This window comes from Paenibacillus sp. 8b26 (assembly GCF_050626875.1).
Lineage (GTDB): Bacteria > Bacillota > Bacilli > Paenibacillales > Paenibacillaceae > Paenibacillus.
Window position 1 is genome coordinate 4,636,396 of record NZ_CP192445.1, and the last position, 11,879, is coordinate 4,648,274.

At 47.2% G+C, this 11,879-nt stretch carries 7 protein-coding genes; 4 read left to right on the forward strand and 3 right to left on the reverse strand.

Annotation, left to right across the window (positions count from 1 at the left end; translation table 11 throughout):
* The first annotated feature begins 27 nt into the window (after positions 1-27).
* Genes ACQ4MX_RS21640 through ACQ4MX_RS21650 form a run of 3 tightly spaced genes read left to right on the forward strand, consistent with a single transcriptional unit; the run spans position 28 to position 6,694 of the window.
* Positions 28-477, forward strand: a complete 450-nt coding sequence (locus ACQ4MX_RS21640; RefSeq protein ID WP_431087257.1) for a hypothetical protein — start codon at positions 28-30, stop codon at positions 475-477.
* Complete coding sequence (locus tag ACQ4MX_RS21645; protein WP_431087258.1) at positions 474-2,210, forward strand: sensor histidine kinase; 1,737 nt, start codon at positions 474-476, stop codon at positions 2,208-2,210. The genes ACQ4MX_RS21640 and ACQ4MX_RS21645 overlap by 4 nt, the downstream gene beginning before the upstream one ends.
* Before the next feature lie 53 nt (positions 2,211-2,263).
* Positions 2,264-6,694: a hypothetical protein gene (locus tag ACQ4MX_RS21650; RefSeq protein WP_431087259.1), complete on the forward strand. Its 4,431-nt coding sequence runs from the start codon at positions 2,264-2,266 to the stop codon at positions 6,692-6,694.
* Between the two features lie 45 nt (positions 6,695-6,739).
* Here the strand turns inward: ACQ4MX_RS21650 and ACQ4MX_RS21655 are convergent, their stop codons facing one another.
* On the reverse strand, positions 6,740-7,435 hold the full coding sequence (locus ACQ4MX_RS21655) for a response regulator transcription factor (RefSeq protein ID WP_431087260.1): 696 nt from the start codon (positions 7,433-7,435) through the stop codon (positions 6,740-6,742).
* 159 nt (positions 7,436-7,594) lie between these two features.
* Here ACQ4MX_RS21655 and ACQ4MX_RS21660 point away from each other — a divergent pair, with 159 nt between their 5' ends.
* The gene (locus ACQ4MX_RS21660) at positions 7,595-8,938 is read left to right on the forward strand and encodes a sugar phosphate nucleotidyltransferase (protein ID WP_431087261.1); all 1,344 of its coding nucleotides are present in this window, start codon (positions 7,595-7,597) and stop codon (positions 8,936-8,938) included.
* Positions 8,939-9,206: 268 nt separating this feature from the next.
* Here the strand turns inward: ACQ4MX_RS21660 and ACQ4MX_RS21665 are convergent, their stop codons facing one another.
* The gene (locus ACQ4MX_RS21665) at positions 9,207-9,722 is read right to left on the reverse strand and encodes a thioredoxin family protein (protein ID WP_431087262.1); all 516 of its coding nucleotides are present in this window, start codon (positions 9,720-9,722) and stop codon (positions 9,207-9,209) included.
* Positions 9,723-9,881: 159 nt separating this feature from the next.
* Positions 9,882-11,738 carry a beta-glucoside-specific PTS transporter subunit IIABC gene (locus ACQ4MX_RS21670; RefSeq protein WP_431087263.1) on the reverse strand — a complete coding sequence of 619 codons (1,857 nt, stop codon included), beginning with the start codon at positions 11,736-11,738 and terminating at the stop codon, positions 9,882-9,884.
* Between the last annotated feature and the right edge of the window lie 141 nt (positions 11,739-11,879).

The window sequence follows — 11,879 nt, forward strand, 5'->3', positions numbered from 1 at the left end:
ATCAGGAAGTAAGAAATGAGGAACTACATGTATAATATCAGCGTTTTGGCATTTTTGAAAGATGTCAATACAGAACGAGCGCTGCGTCTGTTTTGTGAACGATTCGACTCGGCTGAGCATGCGCTCTGGGAAAAAGGAATGCGTCTGCTTCACCAGTATCATGCTGCACGGCATGCGGGAGTAACCCTGACCGTCTCCAGCGCACTTCAGCATATGGACGATCGTCATGATATTTACATTGTTGATCTGCGCGAGTATAGCGAAGAAGAGCTGGGTCGTTTATATATTGCAAAAACCTGCGAGTTGCTGCTGCTGACGGATGGGGCGACGGAAACCGCTGCGAGGTTTGCCGCACTCCAGCGTCGGACTCCCCGGCTGCTGTGCGCACGGCTTCCGCTGGTCAGCTATGAGCTGGAGTGTCTGATGCAGGCTATTCTGGGCCGAATCGAACCGAATGGAGGAGACAGGGAAGCATGAGACGATGGGCTTTGTTGAAACCGGGTTGGCAAAAGCTAATCCTGTACCTGCTTGTTCTGGGTATGACCATGCTTCTGGCCATCGTGCTTCAGTGGTTTATTGTTCGACAGTTCAGCGGTCAATTGGCGGACATTCAGGACAAGCAGCTCCGGTATGAGGTGCAGGATTGGTCCAGCCGTATATCCGAGCACTACGCGGCATGGCAGGCTGAACTGAATGAGCTGGCCTCCAGCCTCGGCAGAAATATACTGAATCAGGGGACGCGTCAGTATACCGAGGGCTTTAAGCGTGAAAGCGGGGCATTTTATGTGCTGGATGAACAGTATCGTGTGATTGCCGGACGTGATAACCGTGAGATGAAAAGCGCGGTACAGCAAATTAAATTGCTGCAAAACGGCTGTGCCGTAAGCTCCTTTGTGACAGAGGATCATCAGCCTGCGCAGTATATCGTGTGCAGGATTCAAGGGGCGCAGACGGGCGGCTTTATGGTGCGTACCATTGACTCCGGTATGCTCAGCGGTATCATCAAGAGTAAACCGGTCAATCCGCACGAGACTTTATTTTATAATGATCAATTCAAGGTCGTAGCTTCCCTCAACACATCGGATATCAATCGGACAGACATTACGGGTGTAACCCGCAGGTTGCTGGAGGGCAATACGGGTGTTGTTGAAGATCAGGGAGTGAAACACGGCATAGGGTTCAGCCGCGTTGGGGAAGAGGCTCTTTACATTTCAGTTGAGGATGTTGATCAGGACACTGCCCAGCGGATCAGCTCTTTTCGCAAAAAGGTATGGCTGGTCATGGCTCTGCTATTGTTGATACTATGGGCCATTCTCGTACAGTTTCGCAAACGGATCGTGAAGGATACGCTCGTGAATAATCAGGTGCAGGACCAACGGCGGGATGAAGATATGCGTCAGCAGCAGGATACGTACTACTTGCCGTTAATGCAGACGATTGAGCAGCGGCTACAAGAGTTGCAAGAGCAGACTGCCCGCCTGACAGGCGGAGATGACTTGAAGCTGTTAGGCTTTTATCATGATCTGGCGAACCGCTTTGAAGCAGCTTCCAGTCAGGGAAAGGGAGCATCCCATGAGGAATTGGAATATTTCCGTGAGTTGAATGAAAATTTCATTCAGGGACGTCTCAAACAGGAATCCTCACTGGGAGGGCTGCTGACCGGAGTCCGCACCTTACGTGATGAGCTGGAAGAGAAGATGCACGACAACAGCGGAATCAGCTTTACGGATATGAATGAGGTATTATCTGAGTCGCTGAAATGGGCGAACCGTTCGTTGAACATGAAGGATATTCAGGTCATCTTGCGGCAAGAGCCTATTCCGTCCATTGCAGCCCAAACGCCGATGCTGTACAAGACGATTCAGGGATTGCTGGAGAACTCGGTACAGGCGATGGGCCAAACGAATAAGCTATCGGAGGATCAGGAGCGGGGACGTACGGGTCTGCTGCTTTCCAAGCGCCAGACTCAAGTCCTCAAGGTTAGCTCGCGGCTGGAAGAAGGAGAAATTGTTATTACCATTGAGGATACGGGCGGTGGCATTGATGACAAGATGCGCTGGAGCTATTTCCAGCCGGACTATTCCCAAAACTCGCAGGAGCATACGTTCAGCCTGTATCATATGGATGCCTATCTAAAGACGATCAGTGGCCGCTTAAAGCTGCGTAATACGGATCAAGGCTTGCAGGCAATCGTTCGTTTGAGAAGATAACGGAGAGATAAACCGAAAGATCATCGGAAATTTCAAGAGAGGGGGGGCCAGGCATGGTAAGAAAATGGATATTTCGATACCGCTATGATATGGCAGCAATCTTGCTGATGCTGGCAGCGATTGGCGTATATCTTGCGCCTATCTATGGACCGGGGCAAATCGTATTTAGTGATATTGCCTTTGGAGCCACCTCTCATCGGTATCTGGAGGAAATTATGGGAGTATGGAACGAAAGGTGGTCTACCTCTACCATGTTCAATGCTCCCCGTATCCTTTATATCTTGCCCTTCTACGGACTTTCGTTGCTATTCGGGGAAAGCGGGCCGGTTTTGCTCAAGTCGTTTATCACGGGTCTGCTGTTTGTTTCCGCATTTTCGATGTATGCCTTTGCCAAGCGGCTGGTCAGTGTATATTATTCACCGAGCTTTACGAAAACCCGTATTTTTGCCATCATGATCGGCGCACTGTTTTATGCACTGAATCCGTGGGTTATTTTCCGCATTCAGCATATTTATTTGCTCTGTGGGTATAGTTTGTTTCCGTTAATGCTGCGTTTCTTTTTCAGCGCGGTTGATCCCAAATTTCAAATTCAGCAAATTAAAAACTATAATCCTCACAAGCTGTACCAGCGGAACTGGATAGACTTGTTCCTGTTGGCGGCGGTATTTACCGTCAGCGCCGCTGCGATTCATTATTTTTTCTTCGGCATGATTTATTTGGGCTTGTTCACCGTGCTCTTACTGATCAAACTGACCTGGACGCACCGCAAGGCCGGTCGCACCTATTTACAGCCGTTATACGGCAATTTTTTGCGTAAAGGGATCATTTTTGGCGTGTTCTTCGGGCTACTCAGTTTTTACTGGTTGTCCCTATATCTCGGCAGTATGGTGATGGATGCTCAGGCATCGCAGCATAATATCAACGTCGTCGATACTTTGTCCCTGTTCAGTCGTAACAGCAGCTTATATAATGTGGGCTACTTGCTGAGCTATTGGTGGCCTATGTTTTCCTTTTCCTCACTGCCTGCGATGTTTTATGTGGGCGGAGGGCTTTTACTGCTCTTGATTGGCTATGCGATGGTGACGCGCTCACACAAAAATCCGATCATTCTCATCTTTTCGCTGCTTACGTTATTATTTCTCGTCTTAGCCACCGGGACAACCTTTCCGTCCATTGCCAAGTGGTTTGTCATTCTGGTGACGAAGACACCTGTGATTGGCTCAGTTTTCCGTGATCCCAACAAGTTTATCGGGCTGATTGCCCTTAATTTCGGGGTGCTGCTGACCTTCGGCGTGATTCAGTTTATGGAATGGTTCGGCTCATCGCCGCTGCAACGAGTGTATAAAAGGCTGGCGCTTGTCATTGTCGTCCTGTGCCTTGGCGTGTATTTTGCACCCTTGCGTACCCAATTTATTGAGGGATATTACAAGCCGGTTCAAGTGCCGGAGGCTTACAGCCAAATGGCTGAAAAGCTGACCGACCCGGATCGCTTCGACAGCAAGGTCTTGTATTTTCCGATTGCCGACAATATGATTCAGAGCTTTAACGGCGTGGCCACGCCTAAATGGAATAAGGGTAAGACAGCAACCGAGAAGGCAACCGGGGATTTTCAGGTGTACTCATCTCCTAAAAATACGATTTTCCATCATGAAGGCAACGACCCCGGGATTACATACTATATGAACTTTCTGGAGTATTTGCTGGACAACGGGCTAAGCTCTCGGTTAGGCTGGTTGTTCTCCACCTTTGGGGTTGATCAGTTAGTGTACCATGACGAATATGAGGGACAGGAGAAGCGGCAGGATTTTCATCTGTCTCAACTGGAAGGTCAGACGGGGCTGAAGCGCACATACAAGAACGGACTTTTTTCCATATTTAATCTGGATCAGGCTCCGTCTTATATGAACATATTACCGAGCAAAATAGTGACACCTTACGGTTTTAGCCGACTGGAGAGCTACAGTCATCTGCCTGGATTTGATTTTAGTCGTTTCGGGGTACTATTCAGTGCGTTGAAGCCTGAGCTAAAAACCATTCAGACGGTTAACAAGGGGGATTATGTGGAAGCGGCCTCCTTTAACGATTTGCTGTTGTCACAGCTTCCGGCAGAGGATTACTTGCGCCCGTTTGATGTCATTGAAGATGGCAATGCTTTTTTAAAATGGTCCAAAACCTTTGCCTCGACCAACGATTGGTTATGGTATTTATCGTCCCAAAATATACGGAATTTCCCGTTTGATATGGAAATGGACGCTGGGATTGCTGTCACCTTTGCCAGTAAGAAACTGGATGTGGCCCCTTATCAGATGAGCAGCATTGAAGGGAAAACAGTCGTGGATTTTGATTCCATGCTGCGGACCGAAACCTTCTTCAAACCGGATAATCCGCAGTTGTTCAGCGTGGAGGCTAATCCGCGTGAGGAATTGAATGATGTGCCGACCCTACACGGCGAGATTATGAAGGGAGACCCGAGCAATATATGGCAGGTCGCCAGATCCGGTTTGCTGGAAGCCAAGGAAAATAACCCGTACCAGTTTCAGATTACCGTCTCTGGACGCGGCACGAACAAAATGCATGTTAAAATGAGATTTTATGATAAGCAGATGCGTGAGCTGGGGGTTAGCTATGTTGTGGCTCCTTCGGAGGGATACAATTTTGACGGTGTGAAATTTTACGGGGAATATGTGTCCCCGCCGGGCAGCTACTGGATGCGAATGGATTTGTTAACCCTGCAACGCCCGCAGCAAAAGAATTACTGGTGGATTCATGATATCCAGTTACGTGATTTGGGACAATATAGTAAGCCTAACGCATTTACGATGCACAAAAAGCTGGCACAGTCGCAAACCTCGCATGTATTTGCGAGAGTGTTTATGAATAAAGCTGGCGGGAAGCTGCAAGTTACGCTGCCGGGTGGAGTGGTCGACATCAAGACCCATGATGAAGGCTTGAATCAGTTCCAATGGGTCGACCTGGGAGAACATGCTTTTCCCAAAGGGGATACCCCGATTACAGTTAATAACCTGCAAGGTTTTAACGCGATCAATCAATTTGCGATTGTGCCTGTAGACCAACTGGATGAGCTATCTTTTCCGGTGGAGCAGGCGTTGAAGCGGGGCAAGCTCTTTTTCACCCTGGAGGCCGAGAGCGATTTTAACGCCCAAGGAAATGTGCAGTCAGAGCGTGCTCTGCCGAGGCTCAGCATGGGACGGGGAATCAGCTATCAGAAAGGTACATTAAGCAGGGATGTGGAGATCGCCAAAACTGGCACCTATTCCACAGCTATTCTGGCTGATTTACCTGCCGGGTATCATGGGGCATTGACGGTGAAGTGGACGAATGAAGAGACAGGAAAGGTGCTGACAAGAACGATCCATACAGGTGAGTCGTATAAGCGGTTGCCCGTTACCTCTTCGTCCGAAAAACAGGTCATTGAAACGGTGCCGAATCAGGATGGCTTTGCCAAACAAATCATTCAAATTCCCGGTTTACTGAACGATTATGGACGTGTAGAGTTCAAAAATCTGTTTTTAACCAAAGGGAAGTATCGCTTAACGCTGGTGTCGGACAGTCAGGTGCCGTCCATGAGCGGGTATGGAGATATTCATCGGATGGCTGCGCAGGAAGTGACGGTTATGCCAGAGGATAATACGAAGGAATCTCTAACCAATGATGTAGGCTGCGTGGCGGATATTCAGCCTGGGAAGACGAGTCTGTCATCTGGCGGCGAGGGGTTGTCCATTCGTTACGCACCGAGCTATTCATGTGATTGGAATATATATGCGTCGAAGAAGATGAAGGTTGAGCCACTGCAAGAGTATGCCGTACAACTGGATGCACGGTCAGAACAAATTGGAAGTCGGCATATGAAGGTTATTTTTTTAAATAAAGCCTCCCAAATCCTCCAGACCTCTTATATTAACGAGGTGGAGGAGCGAGATAAGGAGCAATGGAATCATTATGATCAGATTGTGAAGGCTCCGGCAGGAACCGCCTTTATGCAGTTTCAGATTTTGGCGCATGCGCATAAGAAGCAGTCAGGCTTATTTCAAATGAAGCATTATTCCGTCATCCCTTATCAGGCGATGATTACAGTGGATCAGCTTACGTTGTTTGAGGGGACGGATATGGAAACCTTTTTTACGGCTTCCCATGCTTCAGAAAGTATTCAGGCTTCTCGTGAAAATTCCATGGAACGCAGCTTTACGCTGTATAATCCGACGCATCAGCAGGTGCTGATTCGGGAAACCGAGTCGCCCAATCCACTGTGGGAATTCAGACTGGGAAGTGAAACCCAGCGTGCCCGTCTGTCGGTGAACGGAGTGACTACCGGATTTATAACCAGTGGCAGCGGAAGCGGCAAGGTCGTCATTATTCTGGCTTCCGCCTACCGCTTTGGCTGGATATTGTTCATACTTGGGATACTTGGTGGGGCGGCTTGTTTTCTTCCTTATCGGCGATGGAAAAAACGAAAGATTCCGTAGAAGGAAGTTACCATGATGCAATTCAGTAGCCATTAGAAGGCACGGCTACATCTCGTATTTGTACCCCCGGCCCCAGACGGTACGGATGTGCTGAGGATTTTTGGGGTCTCGTTCGATTTTTTTGCGGAGACTGGAGATATGTACGTCAATCGTGCGATCGAGATAGGCACCGTCTCCGCCTTTAATCCGATCCATCAGCTCGCTGCGGGTAAAGACTTTCCCCGGATAGCAGGATAGCTCTTTTATAATGGAAAATTCGATTTGAGTCACTTCAACCTCCCGGTCATCGACCAACAGGCTGTGACGGTAATCATTCACCCAGACCCGCACTTTTTTGAGTTTTTTGGTTATGGCTTGGGACTCGGCAGGTATGTTGCGGCCAGAGCGGCGCAGTAAGGCTTTGATACGAGCGTTTAGCTCTCTCAGGTTGAATGGCTTGCATAAAAAATCATCCGCCCCGTCTTCCAATGCTTTAATTCTTATATTCAAAAGGGTATTGTTGGAGATCACCAGCACAGGAACCATCGTATATTGACGGAGTTGGCCGATCAGTGCGCATTCGACCATACCGGAAAACATAAGATCGGTCACAATAATATCAGGCTTAAAACGCATAAGTGCTGGAAGTGCTTGTTTGGAATCGTAAATAAGTTCGGTATGATAACCTTCTTCCTGAAGATGAAGGGCGATCATATCTGCCAAACTTTTTTCATCTTCAATGATAAGTATTTTAATAGACATGACGACAGCTCCTGTACAAACTAATATACAAATACATGATGTAATCATGTATAAATTGCGATTTATGCATACTTATGTATTCGGCAAATATATGAAAAACGAACAGTGCCAGATGGCACTAATTTATTAATTTATAGGAAGAAGGTTGCATCATTGCGAATGATTTTACTATCTGGAGGTTCCGGGAAACGTCTCTGGCCTTTGTCCAATGAGAGTCGCCCCAAGCAGTTTCTTACGATTCTGCGTCATGACGAACGACCTGAAAGCATGCTGCAACGGATTTGGCGGCAGTTATCTGAAGCCAATTTGGCAGGGGAGGCCTATTTTTCAACGAGTGGAACTCAAGCTGAGCTGATCCGCGGGCAAATTGGGGCGGACGCTGTGGTAATTGAGGAGCCGACCCGGCGGGATACATTTCCGGCCATTTCCTTGGCTGCGGCCTACTTACATGACCGGGCAGGTGCGTCGCGCGACGAGATTGTAGGGGTCATGCCGGTGGACGGATATGCTGGGGATGAGTTTTTCGAGCATCTGCGCAGGCTCCCATCTATATTGGAGCAATCCGGGAGTGACATCGCACTCATGGGAGCTGCTCCAACCGAGCCTTCTGACAAATACGGCTATATTGTTCCTTCGTCATCTTCCTCCGCCAATCAGCCGTATCTCAGGGTTAGCTCATTTGTGGAAAAGCCGGATCTGATCCGTTCGGAGGCGCTGATCCGGGAAGGAGCCCTATGGAATTGCGGTGTATTTGCCTTCAGGCTTGGTTTTTTATTGGACATGCTGGAGCAAAAGGGCCTATCATCGGACTATGCATCACTTTCGACAAATTATGCAGAATTGCCTAAAACCAGCTTCGATATTGCGGTAGTGGAACAGACCCGTCGGCTTTCGGTGCTTCCGTATCATGGGGAGTGGAGGGATCTAGGAACTTGGGATTCGCTGGTGCGGGAAATGAGTTCAGAGCTGAGCGGCCCGGGCTATATTTCAGAAGCTTCTCATGATTCGCATATTATCAATGAACTTGAGATTCCGGTTAGCATCTGGAATGTCCCGGACATTATTGTCGTTGCCGGGCCGGATGGCGTGCTGGTCACTGATCGACAATCATCCACAGGGATTAAGGATATGGTGGCGGAAATTGAGATTGGTCCTCGTTTTGAGGAGCGCTTTTGGGGGAAGCAAACGGTATTGTCCCAGCAACAAGCGGCCAGCGGCTTACAGACAGTCACCAAACGGGTAGTCATCTCTGCTGGAAGATTCATCAGCTATCATGAACATCAGTTCCGTAAAGAGGTGTGGACTATTACGTCCGGGGTGGGAAGCGTCTGTATCGATGGAATAATGCAAATGGTCAACCCCGGTGAGGTTATCGTCGTAGAGCCGGGTACCAAGCATTATATAGGTGCTGTCGAAGGGGATTTGGAGTTCATCGAATCTCAAATGGGGCATATCGTGTCAGAAACCGATATTATCAGATACGAATTTCCCGACTCCATCTAATACTAGCTATATAAGCTTAACTAAAAAAGGTACATGAGAAACGGAGTTGGCAGAATGGTGCTCTACAATCGAAGCATGATCCGTCTGCGCAGTAGGACTCGGCTGAGTACAAAGGGCGGTATCATAAGGTAGAATGGAGAGTCAGGAACCAATTTTTCTTGGAAACCTTAATCATCTGAAATTCCTAAAAAAGGTATCCATGCGGTGAACGCGTGAATACCTTTTTCTGCATGAAAGCTTGTCCATAAGAAACGGAATAGGACGATGCTTATAAAATCAGTTTCTTGGAAATCAGCCACTCTTTTACCACATCCGTACTGAGGTCTCTTTCAGGTGTCCATTCCACTTTATCCACCAGCTTGCCATGTCTGAATTCAGCAATGGTGGGGGTATACTTTACGTTGTATTCCTCTTTAAATTTATTCCATTGAGGCTTGTCCTTATGAATTTTGTGAACATTCAAAAAAGTGATTTTGGAGCCCAGATTATACTGCTCAATCATCTTGTTAAAGTTCGGCTCAAAGCGGTTGCAGTCTCCACAGCTAGGTCTGCCTACATAGACAAACACACTTTGATCCTGCTGGATCATGGTTTTAAAACCATTAATTGTAACCGCATTCAAGTGATCGTATATTTCGGGATAATTGCTTTTACTCGCTTGAATCTCTTTGTCTTTCTGCTGAACAACCTGCTCCAGATCCTGAAATTTGAACACAGCCGAAATAGCGATAGCAATGACGAGCAGCGCAATCACGCTTAGACCGACAATATATCCTTTTTTCACAGAAATCCTCCTTTATTTAACAATCTTATACATACCATAAATGATATTTCCATTTTTCGCTGTAATACTTGTCTCACTCTGTATAAAAAAAGAAGCTTTCCATTCGGAAAGCTTCTTTTTTGAGCAGTATTAGCTGGCTTTATTATGGTTTAATGGAAACTAGACAACCACCGTCATCAGGTAATCTTGTCGTTTCACTTCAGATTCTGCTGTTTTCAGAACATCCAGATACTGAGCAGAATTCGTCACGATGATCGGCGTGGCTGTCGGATAACCTGCAGCTTGAATTTGTTCAATGTCAAATTCGAGCAACAGTTGTCCCTGTGTAACCACGTCGCCTTCCTTCACACGCTTGTCAAAAAATTGTCCTTTCAGCTTCACTGTATTCACGCCAACGTGGATCAAAATTTCTGCTCCGTCATTGGAAGTAATACCGATAGCATGTCCAGTCGGGAATACCGTCGTAATCGTTCCGTCTACAGGAGAAGTCAGTACGCCCTCTGTAGGTTCAATCAGAATTCCTTTACCCATAGCCCCTGATGCAAAAGCGACATCAGAAGATTCTTCGAGTGGCAACACTTTACCTTGCAGCGGACTTACGAGAATTTCCTTCTCGATCACAGTTTCTTTTTTCTCTGGTGTTGGTGTTGTTTTGACAGCTTCTTCTTTTGGATCATCAAAGCCCAATACCATAACTAGCACCATTGCAAGTACAAAGGCAACGAGCAAGCCGATGACAAGCCACAAAAATCCAGGTCCGAAGTAAGTCGGCAATGCCAACAAACTAGGCAGGGAGAAGGATTTTGCAGTCGCTCCGCCGGAAGCGATAATAGCCCCGCCAATACCACCGGAAATACAAGCATAAATAAATGGCTTTTTCAATTTCAAAGTTACGCCATAAATCGTTGGTTCTGTAATCCCAAAAACAGCCGCCAGCGTAGAGGAACCTGCCAAAGCCTTCATTTGAGTATTTCGGGATTTCAGGAATACGCCCAATGTTGCACCAGCCTGAGAAAGTACGGCTGCTGTAAGCATCGGAAGCATCGTGTCATAGCCCAATGTTGCAATATTCGACAGCATGACCGGAACGAAGCCCCAATGCACGCCGAAAATAACAAACACTTGCCAGAATGCCCCGGCAACAGCACCAGCGACCAGCGGGCTTAAATTGTATACCCAGGTAAAGCCGTTCGCCAAGCCTTGGCTGATCATGTTACCTATTGGACCAAAGGCCAGGAATGTCAACGGAATAACGACCAGCAAAGCCAGCATCGGAACGATAATATTTTTCACCGATTGATGGATAAAGGAATTGAACCAGCGTTCCACATAGGACTGAACCCAGACTGCGAGAATAATTGGAATAACACCGGAACTGTAATTAATCAGAATGATCGGAATACCCAGAAACGCCAATCTTTCCGGGTTGCTTACCGCCGCTATAACCGCCGGATAGACCAGAGCTCCGGCGATTGCGACCGATACAAAGGTGTTTGTCTTAAATTTACGGGACGATGTAATAGCTAGAAATACGGGCAAGAAATAAAATACGCTGTCTGAAGCTGCGTTTAGGATCAGATACGTACCGCTTTTATCATTAATCCAATGGAGTGACAAAATTAATGCCAGAATCCCTTTGAGCAAACCGGCTCCGGCAAGAGCGCCCAAGAGAGGCGAAAAAATGCTGGAAATGATATCGACGGCTTTACCAAGAAAGTTCGTTTTTTCGGAAGACTCTTCCTTTTTCTCACCTGCATTTTCGGCATCCTGCAAATTCGTTTCTGCCATCATATGCTCAAATACTTGACCTACATTGTTGCCGATAACAACTTGAAACTGGCCACTGCTTTCCACCACGGTAATGACACCGGGCGTTGCTTCCAATGCAGCTTTGTCTGCTTTTGTACGATCATTTAATTTAAATCTCAAGCGTGTGGCGCAATGGAATACCGAATTGACATTCTCTTCGCCGCCAACAAGGGTCACTATTTTTTTGGATAGCTCTTTATCACTCATGTTCAGAACTCCTTATAGGTTATTCTTGATATGGATAGGATTTACCGTTTACTTCTGTTGCTAAGATGCGCCGGCGTGCATCTTTTTAACCTTGTAAACAAGAAAAACCTAAACTCGTAGCGAAAGCAACACGTCCTCTCC

Coding starts and splice junctions, on each gene's coding strand:
- ACQ4MX_RS21640 (WP_431087257.1), top strand. CDS start 28: ATGTATAATATCAGCGTTTTGGCATTTTTGAAAGATGTCAATACAGAA.
- ACQ4MX_RS21650 (WP_431087259.1), top strand. CDS start 2,264: ATGGTAAGAAAATGGATATTTCGATACCGCTATGATATGGCAGCAATC.
- ACQ4MX_RS21655 (WP_431087260.1), bottom strand. CDS start 7,435: ATGTCTATTAAAATACTTATCATTGAAGATGAAAAAAGTTTGGCAGAT.
- ACQ4MX_RS21645 (WP_431087258.1), top strand. CDS start 474: ATGAGACGATGGGCTTTGTTGAAACCGGGTTGGCAAAAGCTAATCCTG.
- ACQ4MX_RS21660 (WP_431087261.1), top strand. CDS start 7,595: ATGATTTTACTATCTGGAGGTTCCGGGAAACGTCTCTGGCCTTTGTCC.
- ACQ4MX_RS21670 (WP_431087263.1), bottom strand. CDS start 11,738: ATGAGTGATAAAGAGCTATCCAAAAAAATAGTGACCCTTGTTGGCGGC.